This window comes from Sulfitobacter sp. AS92, assembly GCF_038900015.1.
In the GTDB taxonomy this organism is placed as follows: domain Bacteria; phylum Pseudomonadota; class Alphaproteobacteria; order Rhodobacterales; family Rhodobacteraceae; genus Sulfitobacter.
In genome coordinates, this window is record NZ_JBBMQL010000012.1 from 46,820 (window position 1) to 63,375 (window position 16,556).

Here is a 16,556-nt window from a genome sequence, read left to right on the forward strand (position 1 = left end):
TCTGGGTACCCGCGGGGTTTGGTGGCGCCTTAAAGGGTGGAAGCTTGATCGACCCACGCGTAAGGCAGCGTGTTACTTCCAGCTCGCCTCATAGAGACGGGGGATCTCATCCGCCGTTGGCGTGAAGTCGAGATCATTGGAGAACACGTAGTATTTGGCGTAGGTGAACATCGGCAGCCAATAGACTTCTTCGGCGATGATATTCAGCGCCTCTTGATAGGCCTCTTTGCGCACTTCGGGATCAACCGAGGTATCACCGCGCGCCAGCGCTTCGGCAGTGCGCGGATCCTTGGCCGGATCATCGCTGCTGCCCGAGAAGAAATGACTGGTGATCGCTGCCACATCGGGGATCGAGCTTGAGCCCCAAGTCATGTGGTTTACCGGTGTCTCGCCGTTCTGAACTTTTTCAAGCAGCGAGCTGTATTGCAGCCAGTTTAGGTTGGCCTGAATGCCAACCGCCGCCAGGTCGCCAATGACCGCCTCGGTGAACTCACGCTCACGGTAGCCATATAGGTCGAACTTGAAGCCGTCCGGATATCCCGCCTCAGCCAACAACGCCTTGGCCTTTTCGGGATCGTACTCGTAGTGCGGCACATCCTGCGAACAACCGAATTGCTCGGGGTGGCAGGCGGAATGGATGGCGACAGATGCCGGGCCGACCAGTTCTTTCGCAATGGCTTCACGGTTGATTGCATGGGCAAAGGCGGCGCGCACTTTTTGATCCGTAAAGTAATCCTGACCGGAGCTGCCATCGACGTCAAAGGCGAGATAAGAAATCCGCAGCGTCTTTTCGTTGACCACCTGAACCTGCCCGCTTTCCTCAAGGCGCAGAGCCTGCTCTTTCGGCACGTCCCATGCCCAATCGAGCCCGCCTGTCATCAGTTCGGCCAGTTGGGTGTTCGACTCGCCAATTGTCCGGAAGTTGATGTTGCCAATCTGAGGAGTGCCTTTCGGCCCGTCGGCAAAATACTGGTCGTTCTTTGCCCAATTGACGTATTTGCCCGTTCTGACATCGCTGACCGTGTAGGGGCCAGTCCCGATCGGCGTCACTTTCGACAGGTCCCGCGTACCATCGGCACCGATTGTTGAATTTTCGTAGTAGCCCTCTGGCATGATCGAGATTTCATTTGCCAGATAGGCAAAAGCATTTGGGAAAGGCTGCACCAGCTCCAGACGGACCTTGTATTGGTCGATCTTGGTGGCGCTTTTCATCCAATTGACGACGGATTGCGCAGGAACGCCGTTTGCTTCGTCGGCCAGAAAATTGATCGTATAGACGACGTCATCTGCATCAAAGGTACTGCCATCGTGGAAGACGACGCCTTCGCGCAGATCGAACTCGACCTCGGTGTTGCTCTTCCATTCCCAGGAGGTGGCCAGAAGCGGGTCAAACTCACCGGTTTTATTGTTGAAAAGGACAAGACCGTCCCACCCCATATGGCCCATGATGACGAGTTCACGGGTCACGCTGAAATAGGGGTCGACAACGGCGACCTCTTTGTCGGTCGCAAAGTTCAGTGTGTCGTCCGCCTTGCCAGCCATTGCCGGCATAGCAGTGGTGGCCAAAAGGCTTGCGGCAAGCGCAAGGTACATCGGTCTCATCGGTTGTCTCCTCCCAGAGATATATTGGCACTTGTTCCTACCGAAAACTGCCTCCCTGCAGCTTCGCCACTGTGCCGGTACGACCGCTAGGCATCCGCCCAACCAATCGATCTGACAGAAATCTCGCTTAGGGCTGGGCATAAAGCAAATTCTAAATTAGCATCACATCATAACAAAACCTGATAGGGCCTGATTTCATGCTACGTTTCAACATTCGGCAGATTGAAGCCTTTCGAGCCGTGATCGAGACCGGAAATATGACGCAAGCGGGCGAGGTGCTGGGCGTCACACAACCTGCGATAAGCCGCCTGATACGCGATCTGGAGGAGGAATACGGATTGCAACTTTTTGCGCGTCACGCAGGCCGCATTGAACCCACTAAAGACGCCATCGCGTTCCATTCCGAAGTCGAACGCTGTTACGGGGAGCTTGAACATATGGTCAAGTTCGCCACCGAACTTGGCGCCCACCGCAAAAGAAGGCTTCGCCTCGCCTCCACCGTCGGGCATTCGTATTTTTTCCTCCCCGAAGTTATAAAGACATTTCACGCGCGTTGGCCAGATGTTCTGATCAGCTTGATCAGCGGGCCCTCCCCTGAGGTGGTCGAACATGTCGAGAAAGGCAGATGCGACATCGGGCTGGCGCTCTTGCCGCTCAACGTCCACGGCGTGGCAATCAAAACGATGCCGGAGACCAACCTTGTCTGCGTGATGCCGAAGGACCACGCTCTGTCCAAACTTAACTCCGTCACGCCGCAGGATCTTAAGGAAATCCCCTTGCTGCTGATTTCCGAAAGCAGCCTGATGCGAAAGCGGCTGCTGAAAGCGTTCAACGAGGCAGATGTCACCCCAAACGTCATATTTGACTCCACCTACACTGGCCCGATCTGCAGTTTGGTCGCGAATGGGATGGGCGTATCGATCATGGATATTCTGACAGCCGACGCCTATTCGAACCTTGAGATCGAAATACGACCCTTCAGCCCCGGTATTCCCTGTGAATTAAAGCTGGTGCTGCCCGAGTCACAGGTGCTGGCGCCGCCCGCGCAAGCCTTCGTGGAGATGCTGATGGATAGCGCCCGTTGAGCGGGGGCGATTAACGCCTTTATAGGGCCAAGCCCGCCTTTCGCGCTACACCCACATACTGCACGGCGGATTACCCCCAAACTATCTTGGTAAGGCCAGACTACGTCGCCGTTGCAAAATATGCTCATCCTGATCGAACGGCCCGTAGCGGGCTTAGACCAAGGTGGTCATCGTCGCGACGCAGGTCCTCCAAAGCTGTCTTTCGTGGCGTAGGACAGGTCAACCGCCACCGAGATCTTTAAAAACGCACTGTCTGCGCAGAATAGCACCACTTTAAGACGCAACTCGATTAGGCAATCGTCAACAGATTGATACCGCCCTTAACTTTTCCCACCAGCGTCCTCTGCGGCCAACTTCAGCGATCCAAACTCCACGCTTAAGGTTTCAGCAACCGCGCGGGGCATTCGCCAATCGACGGCACAGTCATACTTGGATAATCTGACAACCGTGTCGGGAACAGCTTTCCGCAATAGACGCTGAAAACCTCGCACCGGTCACGATGACATCAACGTCCCAGACATGTTCCATCTGGAACGCCAAATCCAATCCGTTCTTTGTGCTATCCATGACCAGAATGCTCTTCTTTCCGCAGCGAGCAATGGCCTTGCGTGCGGACATTTCGTCAGCATTATAGTCCATCAATCCGCCCTCCTCGGAAAGGCCACCGCAGCTAAAGATGGCGTAATCAGCCTGATCTTTTGCAAAGAATTTTAGGGCTGGCGTGCCGATTATATCCAGATCACGCATTCTCACAATGCCCCCGGCCAACTCGACGCGTACTCCGGGCGCGTGCTGTAAAGCGCAGACAGCGTGGATGCTGTTGGACACAACAACAAGGTCCTTATGCGAGGCCAGAAACCGCGCGCATGTCTCTACAGTTGTGCCGGTTCCTAATGCCAACCGCGCGCCGTCGGGGATTAGATTTTTCACGGCCAAAGCAATGTGCTGTTTTTCTTGTCGCGCGATGCCTTCGCGGGGCAGGTAGCCGATGTTCTCGCTTTGCTGCCGCAGCCGTGCATTGCCATGGCGGCGCTGAACAAGTCCAGCTTCGTCCAGATCGCGCAGATCAGCGCGTATTGTTTGAACAGAGACGACAAGCTCTGCCGAGAGCTCTGCCGCGGAGAGAATGCCACTCTTGGAAAGCAGCGCGATAATCTCATCTCTTCGCTGGGTGACGCCCCGTTGCACCGCACATTCCTTCGATAAGTTCGCGAACTTTTTGTGAGGTTAGGAAAAGCTCCTAAGCATCGCAATATAAATAAAAGTTTCAAATATCTGTTACAAAACTGTCAGACTTCTCAGGGATAAGGCTCTCGTGAACTGCTTTCGTTCGAAAGCTAACCTCCCAGGAGAGCCCCATGAAGTCTTTCGTCACAACTACCGCTTTTGCGCTCTTGGCCAGCACAGCCATGGCCGATACGATCACGCTTTATACCTCGCAGCCCAATGCCGACGCGCAGCGCACCGTAGATGCATTTATGGCCGCCAACCCCGGCACCGAAGTCGATTGGGTTCGCGACGGCACAACCAAATTAATGGCCCGCCTGCGTGCTGAAATTGAAGCCGGCAACCCGCAACCCGATGTGCTGTTGATCGCCGATACTGTGACGCTGGAAGGCATGGCGCAAGAAGGTCTTTTGACTGCCTATCAGTCGCCCGAGGCCGCTGACTATGACGCGGGACTGCACTCTGCCGAAGGGTATTACCATTCGACCAAATTGATCACCACCGGGGTCGTCTATAACACGGGCGTAGAAACCGCGCCGACCTCTTGGAAAGACCTCTCAGACGCTTCCATCAAAGGACAGATCGCGATGCCCTCGCCGCTTTATTCCGGCGCCGCGCTTATTCATCTTGCCACGCTGACCGGCGATGAGACATTGGGCTGGGAGTATTACGAAAACCTCGCCGCGAACGAGGCCCGCGCACAGGGCGGCAACGGCGGCACGTTCAAGGCCGTGGCCTCGGGTGAGAAGCCCTACGGCATGGTCGTTGACTTCCTTGCAATCCGCAACAAGGCCGATGGCTCCCCAATTGATTTCGTCTTCCCCGAAGAAGGCGTTTCCTACGTGACCGAGCCGGTTGCGATCATGTCTTCGGCCAAGAACGTCGAAGGCGCGGAGAAATTCGTCGACTTTCTGCTCAGCTCCGAAGGCCAGGAACTGGTTCTGGACATGGGCTATATCCCCGCCCGTGACGGTATGGGCGTCCCCGAAGGGTTCCCCGCTCGCGAAGACATCAAGTTGATGGCCTTCGACCCTGCCGAGGCCCTCGCAACCGCTGAAGCCAACAAAGCCAAATTTGCAGAGCTTTTCGGCGCTGAATGATGAATGTCGCGCAACAAACTGGAGGCAGCCGGTCCGAGGCCCGGCTGCTCTCTGCCATTCTGATCGTCGCGATTTGCCTGACGCTCGCCCCGGTTTTGCGCTTGTTCGTCGAGGGCGTCACCGATCAGGGCAGTCCCAGCCTGACCCTTATGCGCGATGTGCTGGCGCAACCCTCTACCCTAAGCGCGCTTAAACATTCGCTGGTAACGGCGGGTTTTGGCACTCTGGTATCGCTGGTGCTTGGCGCGGCCTTTGCCTTTCTCGTGGCGCTGACGGATCTGCGGGCCAAAGCGGCTTTGGTTTTTTGCCTGATGATCCCGATGATGATCCCGCCGCAGATTACGGCCCTGTCCTGGACCCAGATCATGGGGCCGTCGTCGGTATTGCTAAAGACACTGCGCATCGCACCGCCGCTTGGCGCGCCGCAGCCGCTTTATTCGCCGCAAGGGATCATCTTCCTGCTCGGCATCCAACATATGTCGATTATCTTTCTGACCCTGCGCGCGGGTCTGCGGTCTATCCCCCAAGACGTGGTCGAGGCCGCCCGTATCAGCGGTGCGAAAGGACTGCGCACATGGTGGCAGGTTGTGATACCGCTGACCTTGCCCAGTCTTGCGGCAGGAACGGCGATCACCTTTGTGACCGCGCTTGGCAATTTTGGCATTCCGGCGATGCTGGGCATTCCCGCGGGCTATGCGACGCTGCCGACGCTGGTCTATCAAAAGCTGGCCGGCATGGGGACAACCGTCTTGGCCGAGGTTTCGGTTCTGGCGATGCTGATCGGAGCGGTCGCCGTGGCGGGCATCTTGCTGCAACGTCTGTGCCAGTCGCGCCAGAAGTTGCACCTTGTGGGCAGCACTTCGCGCCCGCTCGCCCTGCCCTTGGGGGCGGCCCGTCTGCCGGTTGAGATACTGCTGTGGGCCGTGGTCTTCGCCATCCTTGTCCTGCCGATGTTCGGCCTATTGGCGACATCACTCGTGCCTGCCTATGGCGTGACTTTGCGCTTTGACACGGTGACGCTTGCATCTTGGTACGAGGTGCTATTCCGCCAACCGGTCACTTCACGGGCCTTTGCCAACTCCTTTGGACTGGCCTCGGGCGCCTCTGTCGCTTTGGTCATGATCTGCCTGCCTCTGGCGTGGCTGATGGAGCGGCGCAAAACGCGGCTGGCGCGGCTGTTCGACAGCCTGCTTGATCTGCCCTACGCACTGCCGGGGGTTGTTCTGTCGATTGCGATGATCTTGCTGCTGATTAAGCTGCCCTTCACCGAAGCCACGCTATACGGCACCATCTGGATCATCTTTCTGGCCTATCTCGCGCGGTTCTTTGCGGTGATGTTCCGCCCGGTTCAGGCAAGCCTGAAGCAGTTCGATCCTGCCATGGATGAGGCCGCACAATCGGTCGGTGCCTCCCTCTACCGGCGGCTGCGCGATGTGATCTTTCCACTTTCGGCCCCAGCTGCGGCGGCGGGGGCGATCCTTGTGTTTCTCACCGCGTTCAATGAACTCACGGTCTCTGCGCTCCTGTGGTCTTCGGGCACCGAGACATTGGGCGTGGTGATCTTCAATCTCGATGACAGCGGCGAAACCGGCATGGCCAGTGCCTTGGCGATGACCATCGTCTTTGTGGTCATCGTCCTCATGGCGCTAATCCAACTGTTTTCCCGTCGCTTTCCCAAAGGAGTTGTCCCATGGCAGACATAGACCTGTCTTCGGTCGGCAAGACATTCGCAGGTACGCCTGCGCTACAAGACATCACAACCCGGTTCGACGACGGCGAGTTTATCGCGCTTTTGGGGCCGTCGGGCTGTGGCAAAACCACGCTTCTGCGCATCTTGGCTGGGTTTGAGGCCCCCAGCAGCGGGCAAATTCGCATCGGCACCCACGAAATGGCCAATGCCCAGACAGGGGCGAACCTGCCGCCTGAAGAACGTAACATCGGGTTTGTGTTTCAGTCCTACGCGCTTTGGCCGCATATGTCAGTGCGGCGCAACGTGTCCTACCCGCTTGAGATTCGCAGGTTCTCTAAGACGGAAATCGCCAGACATACCGGTGCGGCGCTCGCCGCAACAGGGCTTGAGACCTACGCCGACCGCATGCCCTCGGATCTGTCAGGCGGGCAACGGCAGCGGGTCGCCTTGGCACGCTGCCTTGTCTCTGATCCCTGTGCCGTGCTGCTGGATGAACCCTTGGCCAACCTTGATGTAGCGCTGCGGGCCACGATGCAGGGTGTCTTCACCGATTTCCACAAACGCACCGGGGCCACGATGGTCTATGTCACCCATGACCAAGCCGAAGCCATGGCGATGGCCGACCGGATCGCGGTGATGGATCAGGGCCGCATTCAGCAATTCGATACCCCGCAAACGCTTTATGAACGGCCGAAAAACCGCTTTGTCGCCGAATTCGTCGGGCGCGGCACCGTGGTGCCGGTGCAAGAGGTCAAGCAGGCCGGAGAGGCCCGGCAGGCGCGGATACTGGGGGCCGAAGTTGCGGTGCAATCAGCACGTGCTGAGAGGCAAGTCAGCCATGTCTGCCTGCGCCCCGAAAACCTGACCATCTCTGAGAGTGGCGATCTGCGCAGCAAAGTCGCGCGGGTCACCTATATGGGCGGAAAATACCTACTGGAAACGGTGACCGACTGCGGCGCGCGCCTGTTTGCAGAAACCCGCGCCCGCTTCGACGTCGGCGCGCAACTGGGCCTGACAATCACCACCCCTTGGGCCTTCTCAGAGGATTAAATGCAAAGCATACGACTACTTTCCGGCATCGGGGACAAAGGCCCTGCGTGCATGCAATTGACCGTGGATAATCGGATCTGGCTGCTTGATTGCGGTTTCGGTCCCGAAGCCAACGCGCATTTCGATCCCGCGTGGCTTGAAGGGGCCGAGGCGGTGTTCATCACCCATGATCACATCGACCACATTGGCGGCGCGTCCTATGCCGTTGAGGCGGGCCTTCCGATCTATGCAACGGCGCAAACGGCCAAAGCCCTGCCGCCTGCGGCCAATGTGCATCTGCTGCCCGAACAGGGTCAGATAACGATCGACGGCGTCACCCTGACCACCGGGCGCAATGGCCATGCGATGGGCGGCGTCTGGTTCCACTTCGATCTGGGCGAGGGGCTGTTCTATTCCGGCGATTGGTCAGAGGAATCGGATTGGTTCACTTTTGATGTGCCGCCCCCTGCGGCAACCGCGATTTTGGACTGCTCTTATCACCTTGATGACGTACCACAATCAGATCGGTTCGACGCACTGAATGCCCTGCTCGACAGGGTCGACGGTCAGGTGCTTTTGCCCGTCCCCCCCTCGGGCCGCGCGGGCGAAATGGCGCTGCATCTGGTGCGGCGCTACGGCTGTGAAAGCGTGATGCTGGACCCTGAATGTCAGGACACGCTGCGCGGAGCACTCAGCAGCGGTGCTGTCAGTGCCGACGCCCGCCTGATCGCCCCCCTGTTGGACCGTGGCCCGATGGAGCAGGCGCGGTTTTTAATCTGCGACACGCCTAATGCCGACGGCGGTGCTGCTTGGGGCTATGTACGGGCATGGCATGAAAGCGGGCGTCTGGGGCGCGACGCGCATGTCGTATTCACCGGCCATATGACGGCCCATGCGCGGGGCATTTGCAGCGTTTCGGGCGGACATTTCCAGCGTTGGAACGTGCATCCACCGCTGCGCGATCAGGTGAAGATGTTAGAGCGCCTCGGCGCCAAACGCTTTGCGCCCGCCTTCTGCACGCAGCCGGAAGATTACCTAATTGAAGGGCTCGACGCTGAGGTGTTTTTTCATGATCGGGTCCGCCTATGACTGCAGCACCTTTCCCAACGCGCAGCTTTTGCCTGATCCGCCATGGCGAGACGACTGCCAATGCATATGAGATCATCGCCGGGGTAACGGATGTCCCGCTTACCCAGTTGGGTCGCGATCAGGCGCGCGCCCTTTCAAACATTATATGGCCAGTGCAGATTGCGATCCATGCAAGCCCGATGTCACGGGCCAAACACACCGCTGAGCTCGCCTTTCCAGCCCGAGGGTTTGAGGTACATGACGGGTTGCGCGAGCGCGACTGGGGGGTGTTCGAAGGGCAACCCTTGAGCGAGCAGCCCGTCAGAGAAGTCACACCAGACCGGGGCGAAAGCTGGCCCGATATGCTGATGCGCGTGCAAACTACGATCACCGACATTTGCGCCGCTTCCTCGCGCGCATTGCCGGTATTGGTATGCCACTCGGGCGTAATCCGCGCCGCGCGCGTGCTCTGGACGACAGGTGACGTGGGCCAACGCCCGCCCAATGCAAAACCACTCTTATTTGAAAACACAGGTAATAAATTACTGGAGAAGACCCTATGACCCAAGCAGCAGCGACCCCCTGTGTGGTATTTGATGTCGATGGCACACTCGCAGAGTTCGACGCAGAACGGCTGGGTCATCTTGTACATGGCGTCGAAAAGCATTGGGAAGATTTTCACCACGCGATGGCAGATGCCGCATTGATTGCCCCGGTCGCAAAGCTGATGCGACGGCTGAAAGAAAGCGGTGAGACCATTCTGATTTGCTCCGGGCGGCCAAAGGGCTGGGCCGAACATACGATTGCATGGCTGCGCAAACACGACCTGCCTTTCGATGGCATATACCTGCGCGCCGAAGATCAGGACGAAGCCACCGACCCCGAAGTGAAGCGCCGAGCGCTAAAAGAAATGCAAGCTGACGGCTTCAAACCTTGGTTGGTGATTGATGACCGAAGCTCTGTGGTCGAGGCGTGGCGCGGTGAAGGTTTGGTATGTCTACAATGCGCCCCGGGGGATTTCTAAGAATAGGTCGAAAAATGTCATCCATTGGCCCGTTGTCCTCGGGGCACTTCGAGGAGTTGATTTCTAAGTACTGTGCGTTGAATCGATGAGGGCTGAATGACAACTCCCTACGCTAAACTGCGTACCTTTGTATCATGCAGAGAATGTCAGGTTTCCGCCCTTCCTGAGGGGTGCCATTTCCGGCCCGAATTACGGCTATCTCCACCACACTGTCGCCGAATAGCTTGAAAACTTTCCCGCGGCAGCCGACCCTTGCGGCCAATGCGGCTATAAAGGCGCGGGTGAACACTGTTTCAGCACGCCCCCACCCATCTTCTGCAGGGGTGCCGCAAACTTCCGCGACACCCCCGCTTTTTTTTCACCATTCATCCAACCTCGGACTTGAAAATTGCCGTCGATCAGTCCCCTTCGGCGACCCCGGCAGCCCGTGCCCGGGCCCGGCGCGCGCGGTAGCTCGGCAACACCACCAGAATGACCGCGATGATCAGCAGGCCCAGTGTCATCGGGCGCTCCCAGATAAAAGCGACACCATCATAAAGCTGCATCGAGCGGGAGAAGTTGTTTTCCATCATGCCGCCCAGAATGAAGCCGATTAGCAGAGGTGCCAGCGGGTAGTCGGCAAATTTGAGCGCGGTTGCACAAACCCCGAAGCCGACCAGCAGCAAAAGCTCGGTTGCATTGTTCTGGCCGATATAGGCCCCCATCAGCGTGAAGAAGAGGATGAAGGGGATCAGGAAAGTCCGCGGCACCGACAACACCTTAGCGATATATGGGATCAGCGGCAGGTTCAGGATTAAAAGCACCAGATTACCGATGAACATCGACATGATCACCGCCCAGAAGATCTGCGGCTCGTCGATCATCAAGCGGGGACCGGGCGTGACGTTCAGCGCGATCAGTGCCCCAAGCAAGATCGCCGTGGTGCCCGAGCCGGGGATACCCAACGTCAGGAGCGGCACAAACGACCCGGTGCAGGCGGCGTTATTTGCGGTCTCGGGCGCGGCCAGTCCCTTAATCGAGCCTTTGCCAAATTCGTCCTGCTCGTGTCTTGGCGCGATGTTGCGTTCCACCGCGTAGCCGAGGAAACTCGCGATGGTGGCCCCGGCACCTGGCAACACGCCGATAAAGAACCCTTGCAGCGATTGGCGCCCGATCACCGGGGCGATGGCACGGGCTTCGGCGCGGGTGATCCGCATGTCCTTGATCTCGCCCTCGCCGCCCTTGAAGTCTTTGGGCTTGAGCACCAAAAACAGCGCTTCGGGCAGCGCAAACATCGCCATGGCCAGCGTGATGAAGCCAAAGCCCGATTGCAGGTCCATGATGCCCATGGTGAAGCGCGGCATGTTGAACAGTGCGCCCTCGCCCACCGTGGCCATGATCAGGCCTAGAAGCGTCATGATCAGCGCTTTGGCGACCTGCCCCGTCCCTGCAAAGGCGGCGATGGCCGAAAGACCCACTACCATCAGCGCGAAATATTCCGCCGAGTGGAACAGCAGCGCGACCGAGGACAACGCGGGCGCAAAGATCATCAGAAGGATCGCCCCGATGGTGCCACCGGCAAAAGACGCGATGGCGGCGATGGTCAGCGCCTTGCCGGCCTTGCCCTGTCGCGCCATCGGATAGCCGTCAAAGCTGGAGGCCACGGTGCCCGCCACGCCCGGTGCGTTCAGCAAGATCGAGGAGGTCGAGCCGCCAAAGATGGCACCGTAATAAACCCCGGCCAGCAGGATCAGCGCCGCCGAGGGGTCGCCCATGGAGATCGCCACCGGGATCATGATGGCAATGATCGACATCGGTCCCAGCCCCGGCAACATGCCGATGAAAGTGCCGATCAAACAGCCCGCAACAACCATCAGCAGGTTTTGCAGGGACAGGGCCGTCGTGAGGCCCATCAACAGTCCTTCAAGCATATCAGCCTCCCAAAAAGCCCGGCAGCGGGCGCATGTAGATGCCCAGCACTTCTTGAACGAGGTACCAGACAGAGAACGTGGCGATCAGCGCCACCGGCAGCATCACATGCCACTTGCGCTCACCGAGGATGAAAGACCCGAGGATCAGAAAAGCCGAGGTGGAGAAGAGAAACCCCAAGGGGCGCAGGCCAAGTGCGTAGGCCACCATCAGCGCCAAAAGCAGCAAAGCCTGCCACAGGTGGTAATCGCCCAAGCGGCGGTAATCGATCTCGCCAACCTCATAGCTGCTCTTTTCCAGCCCCAGAAGGATGATCAATGAGGCGATCACGCCGAGGATCGACAGAACCTTGGGAAAGGTGCTGGGCCAGATCGGGTTGCGCCGCATGAAGGGGGCAAGCTCTGCGTCCATCGTGAGCCAGGCGGTGTATCCATAGGCCAGACAGAGGCCCAGCAAGATAAGTGCAATCCAGCGATCAAGCGCCATGACGTCTCCTCCCAGAGATCAAATCTGGGCAGGGCGGCGAACCGCCCTGCCCTTCGCAGTTTTTTATTAAAGGAAGCCGAGCTTCTTCATCAGGTCGCCGATTTCCTTTTCCTGCTTTTCAAGGAAAGCCTGAAAATCGTCGCCGGAGTTGTGGATGTTGACCCAACCGTTGCGTGCACGCACTTCTTCCCATTCGGGAGTGTCATACATTTTGGCAATGGCTTCTTGGTACTTGGCCTTTTCTGCCTCAGGCAAACCGGGGGCCCCAAAGAAACCGCGCCAGTTGACGAAGCTGGTGTCGATGCCCTGCTCCATCATGGTCATAGCGTCGGGTGCGGCGGGGATGCGCTCTTCTGAGGTCACACCGATGATCTTCACCTCACCGGCTTCGGCCAGATCCACCGCTTCGGAGAAACCTGTGGAAAGCGCCGCGATCTCGCCTGAGAGCAGCGCCGCCATGGCCTTGCCGCCCGCGTCATAGGGGATGTATTTCACCCCGAGCGCATCTTTGCCTGCCGCTTCCATCACCATGGCCGCGACCAGATGGTCCATGCCTCCGGGCACCGAGCCGCCGCCGATGGCGGTGTTGCTGGGGTCTTCGTCATAGGCCGCCAGCAGATCTTCCATCGAATTGACCGGGCTGTCCTTGCCGACCACGATGGCAGCATAATCGCCGATCGTGCCAGCCACCAAGGTCAGGTCGCGGAAGTTCTGCGGGAACACGCCGGTCAACGAGCGGATAATGATCGGAGTGGAATTGACCATCAGCGTGTTGTGGCTGCTTTCGGCGTTCTCGATCAGATAGCCGATGGCCTTGCCGCCGCCGCCACCTGACATGTTTTCGTAAGACGCGGTGCCGACCAGACCGGATTTGGTCAACGCTTCGCCGGTGCCCCGCGCGGTGCCGTCCCAGCCGCCGCCGGCGCCGCCGGGAATGAGAAAGTGGATGCTGTCGAGCATCTGGTGACCATCTGCAGCAGCAGGCCCAGCGATGCCCATAGCGGCGATGGCGGCGATAAGGGCGCGGCGGCCCAGTGTGAATGTCGTCATGTTATCCTCCCATTTGACAACCGTCCGTCCAGCGGATCAGTTGGCGGGGAAATAACCACGTGAAGCTGACACAGACCTGTCACGGTACAAAAAATGGGCGACGTTGCATGAAATTCTTGCTGGTTGAAGACAATCCGGATCTCGCTCAAGCGGTCGTGTCACGCCTGAGGCTCGACGGTCATGTCATTGATCACGCAGAAAAACTCGACGATGCCTCGGCCTTTGTCTCTACCGGAGAGTATGACCTTATTTTGCTCGACATCATGCTACCTGACGGGGACGGACGGGACTTTCTCAAGCAGCAGCGCGCCCGTGGCTTGGACACGCCGGTCATTGTGCTGACTGCCCGCAGCCAAGTCTCAGATCGCGTCGGTTCGCTCGATCTGGGCGCGGATGACTACCTGACCAAACCCTTTGACCACGCCGAGCTTGAAGCCCGTTGCCGGGCAGTTCTCCGCCGCAGATCTGGCAGTTCAAAGACCCGGGTCGAGCTTGGTGGCATCGTCTTTGACCCGGTCGCAGGGTCGCTTTCGGTGCGCGGCACGCCGGTCACTCTGCGCAACCGCGAGTTGCGCCTGCTGGAGCTGTTCTTGAACGCCCGGGGGCAGGTCTTTTCCAAGCAAAAGCTGGCGGACAGGCTGTTTTCCTACGAAAACGATGTCTCGGAAAACGCGATCGAGGTCTATGTTGGGCGGCTGCGCAAGCATCTGGAACACTCGGATCTCACCATCACCACGATGCGCGGTCTTGGCTATCGGCTGGACCAGAATGAATAACGCCCGGGTCTCAGGATCGCTGCGCAATCGGCTGGTGCTCACCCTCCTTGGCGGGGCGGCATTGCTGGCGCTCTTGCTGGTACTGGCGGTACGCAGCCATGCCATCCAGGTGGCGCAGGAGGGGCAGGACAATATTTTGCTGGCTTCGGCCACCTCGATCCTCGATTCGGCCGCGATCCGTGATGGGAGCGTACAGGTAGATATTCCCTATGCCGCCTTTTCCATGCTAAGTACCCCCGCCGATGACCGGCTGTTCTATGCGGTCTTTCAAGACGGTCAGTTTCTGTCGGGCTATGCCGACCTAAAGCTTGCGGAAGAGGGGGTCGATCTTGGACCGGATTTCCGCGCGGGACATCTACAAGGCGCACCGGTGCGTATCATCGAGGCCAGCCGCACCATCATCGGGACCGAGGGGCGCCGGGACATTCAGCTGCTCTTGGCACAAACCCAGGATGCCCTTTCCGAGACCCTTGACCGGATTTCGCGTGATGCAGCGCTATTTGGCGGCGGGTTCTTTCTGCTGGCCGCGCTGCTCTCGCTCGGAGCCACCAAGGCGACCATCGGACCCCTGTCGAGACTGACAGCCTCCGTCACCCGACGGGGCCCGCAGGACCTGCGGCCCTTCCAAAGTGCTGTGCCGCAGGAAATGGCCCCTCTGGTGACGTCGCTCAATTCTCTTATGGGCCGCCTCGACCAAACTCTCAGTCAATCCGAGGATTTCATCGCCGAAGCCGCGCACCGCGTCCGCACGCCGCTCGCCACAGTCCGCTCTCGTGCCGAAGCGACATTGCAACGCGTCGAAAAAGAGGAGAACCGCGAGGCGGTACGCGCTATGATCAAGGCGATCGACGAAAGCTCGCGCGCAGCAGGACAGTTATTGGATCATGCGATGATCACCTTTCGTGCCGACCATCTGGAGCGCGATGAACTCGACCTTGCAGTCCTTGTACGCGAATTGACCGAGCGGATGGCGCCGATTGCTGACATGCGTGACCTCAGCCTCCAGGTTGAAGGCGACCCGAGGGTGCAGATGACCGGGGACCAGATCTTAATCCAGAACGCCCTGCGCAACCTGATCGACAATGCGATGAAATACGGCCCCGCCGAGAGCATCATGGAGATCGTCGTTAACGCGGCCCCACACCCGCAGGTCACCATCCGCGACCACGGACCAGGTTTCCCCACTGATGAGATTGCAACCCTGACCAGCCGGTTTAAGCGCGGCCGAAACGCGGCACAGACCATCGGCTCGGGCCTTGGGCTGACCATCGCTTTAGATGTCGCCACAGCACACGGCGGCGCCATTGTATTGCACAACCATCCGGAGGGCGGCGCATGCGTTACCTTGTCGTTCTGATACTTACCCTTCTGACGTCCCCCGCGGCCGCGCAAAACTGGGAGGACCGGCGTGTCTTCAACCCCGAGGGCCGCACATCTCTACGCATCATTTCTAGCACCGACACGGCCTTTTTTGCCCCGCTGATCGACGCCTTTACCGCAACAGAGCCGGATGTATCCGTTGAATATCTGGTGACCGGAACCACGGATCTCGATCAGCGGTTCCGCGACGCTCCGCAAAGCTTTGACATCGCAATTTCAAGCGCAATGGACCTGCAGCTCAAGCTGACCAACGACGGATATGCTCTTCGGCTTGATGACATTGCGCATCCCAGCTGGGCACAGTGGCGCCAAAGCCTGTTTGCCTTCACTTCAGAGCCTGCGGTCATCGTGCTTAACCGCGCGGCTTTCGAAGGCCAGCCGATCCCCCGCTCGCGTCAGGCGTTGATCGAAGCGCTGCGTGCCCGACCGGAAGTGTTTCGCGGCCGGGTCGGCACCTATGATGTGCGTCAGTCGGGGCTTGGCTATCTCTTTGCCACCCAGGATTCTCGCGCCTCCGAGACTTTCTGGCGGCTGATGGAAGTCATCGGTAGCCTAAATGCGCAGCTCTATTGCTGCTCAGGTGAGATGATCAGCGATCTGACTGAAGGCCGGATTGTCGTCGCCTATAACGTGCTGGGAAGCTACGCCGCGGCACGGGCCAAGTATCAAGACCATATCGAGATCGTCATGCCGTCTGATTTTCCGACCACGATGATGCGTACGGCCTTAGTCTCTCGTCAAACGAAGAGCCCAGAGGCGGCGCGGCGCTTCCTTGCGCATCTGGTGGCCTATCAATCGACCGAAACCGAAGACGCGCCTGCCCTACCGCCGCTCCAAGGCAGCGAAAAAGGGGCCATCCGGGGCACCATAGCCTTGGAACCCGCACTGATGACCTATCTAGATAAGTTAAAACGAACCCGTTTTCTCGCCGAATGGGAAAACGCGCTGATACAGAAGTAGGGTGCCTCGTTCCTATCAGATCCCCGGCTAGCGCGGCCTTTTGGACCGAAGCCATTTCTTACAGCACGGCGATTTCCTCCTGACCAGAGAGTCCTCCGGCGGCGCAATTTACGCGACCGGCAATCTAAGCATCGGCAAGTTTGGCGGCTTTCGTGTCGGCCAGCGGACAGA

15 protein-coding genes are annotated in these 16,556 nt (G+C 58.7%); 10 read left to right on the forward strand and 5 right to left on the reverse strand.

The genetic code is table 11. The features are described 5' to 3' along the window. Nucleotides 1-72: 72 nt before the first annotated feature. Entirely contained in the window at nt 73-1,602 is a 1,530-nt protein-coding gene (locus WNY61_RS16685; RefSeq protein WP_342852572.1) for an ABC transporter substrate-binding protein, read from the reverse strand. A gap of 197 nt (nt 1,603-1,799) precedes the next feature. Here WNY61_RS16685 and WNY61_RS16690 point away from each other — a divergent pair, with 197 nt between their 5' ends. Next, nucleotides 1,800-2,687, forward strand: coding sequence for a LysR family transcriptional regulator (locus WNY61_RS16690; RefSeq protein WP_342852573.1), 888 nt, complete (start codon nt 1,800-1,802; stop codon nt 2,685-2,687). Nucleotides 2,688-3,110: 423 nt separating this feature from the next. Here WNY61_RS16690 and WNY61_RS16695 read toward each other — a convergent pair whose 3' ends face one another. Next, nucleotides 3,111-3,875, reverse strand: a complete 765-nt coding sequence (locus tag WNY61_RS16695) for a DeoR/GlpR family DNA-binding transcription regulator (RefSeq protein ID WP_342852574.1) — start codon at nt 3,873-3,875, stop codon at nt 3,111-3,113. A 170-nt stretch (nt 3,876-4,045) separates the two neighbouring features. On the opposite strand from WNY61_RS16695, the gene WNY61_RS16700 reads away from it, so the two are divergent. The 6 genes from WNY61_RS16700 to WNY61_RS16725 are packed head-to-tail and all read left to right on the forward strand — an operon-like array spanning nt 4,046 to nt 9,825. After that, the gene (locus WNY61_RS16700) at nt 4,046-5,014 is read left to right on the forward strand and encodes an ABC transporter substrate-binding protein (RefSeq protein WP_342852575.1); all 969 of its coding nucleotides are present in this window, start codon (nt 4,046-4,048) and stop codon (nt 5,012-5,014) included. Next, the gene (locus WNY61_RS16705) at nt 5,011-6,717 is read left to right on the forward strand and encodes an iron ABC transporter permease (RefSeq protein WP_342852576.1); all 1,707 of its coding nucleotides are present in this window, start codon (nt 5,011-5,013) and stop codon (nt 6,715-6,717) included. Before WNY61_RS16700 ends, WNY61_RS16705 begins: the two co-directional genes overlap by 4 nt. After that, nucleotides 6,705-7,754, forward strand: a complete 1,050-nt coding sequence (locus WNY61_RS16710; protein WP_342852577.1) for an ABC transporter ATP-binding protein — start codon at nt 6,705-6,707, stop codon at nt 7,752-7,754. Before WNY61_RS16705 ends, WNY61_RS16710 begins: the two co-directional genes overlap by 13 nt. A gap of 51 nt (nt 7,755-7,805) precedes the next feature. After that, nucleotides 7,806-8,822 (forward strand): MBL fold metallo-hydrolase, encoded by a 1,017-nt coding sequence (locus WNY61_RS16715; protein ID WP_342852578.1) that lies wholly within the window; start codon nt 7,806-7,808, stop codon nt 8,820-8,822. Next, nucleotides 8,819-9,364, forward strand: coding sequence for a histidine phosphatase family protein (locus tag WNY61_RS16720; protein ID WP_342852579.1), 546 nt, complete (start codon nt 8,819-8,821; stop codon nt 9,362-9,364). Before WNY61_RS16715 ends, WNY61_RS16720 begins: the two co-directional genes overlap by 4 nt. Continuing rightward, on the forward strand, nt 9,361-9,825 hold the full coding sequence (locus tag WNY61_RS16725; protein ID WP_342852580.1) for an HAD family acid phosphatase: 465 nt from the start codon (nt 9,361-9,363) through the stop codon (nt 9,823-9,825). The genes WNY61_RS16720 and WNY61_RS16725 overlap by 4 nt, the downstream gene beginning before the upstream one ends. A 398-nt stretch (nt 9,826-10,223) precedes the next feature. On the opposite strand, the gene WNY61_RS16730 is transcribed toward WNY61_RS16725, so the two are convergent. From WNY61_RS16730 to WNY61_RS16740, 3 genes are all read right to left on the reverse strand, one after another. Further along, nucleotides 10,224-11,735 carry a tripartite tricarboxylate transporter permease gene (locus WNY61_RS16730; protein WP_342852581.1) on the reverse strand — a complete coding sequence of 504 codons (1,512 nt, stop codon included), beginning with the start codon at nt 11,733-11,735 and terminating at the stop codon, nt 10,224-10,226. Nucleotide 11,736: 1 nt separating this feature from the next. Then, nucleotides 11,737-12,219 (reverse strand): tripartite tricarboxylate transporter TctB family protein, encoded by a 483-nt coding sequence (locus WNY61_RS16735; protein WP_342852582.1) that lies wholly within the window; start codon nt 12,217-12,219, stop codon nt 11,737-11,739. A 66-nt stretch (nt 12,220-12,285) separates the two neighbouring features. After that, nucleotides 12,286-13,269, reverse strand: coding sequence for a tripartite tricarboxylate transporter substrate-binding protein (locus WNY61_RS16740; protein WP_342852583.1), 984 nt, complete (start codon nt 13,267-13,269; stop codon nt 12,286-12,288). Between the two features lie 107 nt (nt 13,270-13,376). On the opposite strand from WNY61_RS16740, the gene WNY61_RS16745 reads away from it, so the two are divergent. Genes WNY61_RS16745 through WNY61_RS16755 form a run of 3 tightly spaced genes read left to right on the forward strand, consistent with a single transcriptional unit; the run spans nt 13,377 to nt 16,385 of the window. Beyond that, complete coding sequence (locus WNY61_RS16745; protein ID WP_342852584.1) at nt 13,377-14,045, forward strand: response regulator transcription factor; 669 nt, start codon at nt 13,377-13,379, stop codon at nt 14,043-14,045. After that, entirely contained in the window at nt 14,038-15,402 is a 1,365-nt protein-coding gene (locus WNY61_RS16750; protein WP_342852585.1) for a sensor histidine kinase, read from the forward strand. The genes WNY61_RS16745 and WNY61_RS16750 overlap by 8 nt, the downstream gene beginning before the upstream one ends. Then, nucleotides 15,381-16,385 (forward strand): ABC transporter substrate-binding protein, encoded by a 1,005-nt coding sequence (locus WNY61_RS16755; protein WP_342852586.1) that lies wholly within the window; start codon nt 15,381-15,383, stop codon nt 16,383-16,385. Before WNY61_RS16750 ends, WNY61_RS16755 begins: the two co-directional genes overlap by 22 nt. Nucleotides 16,386-16,556 lie beyond the last annotated feature (171 nt).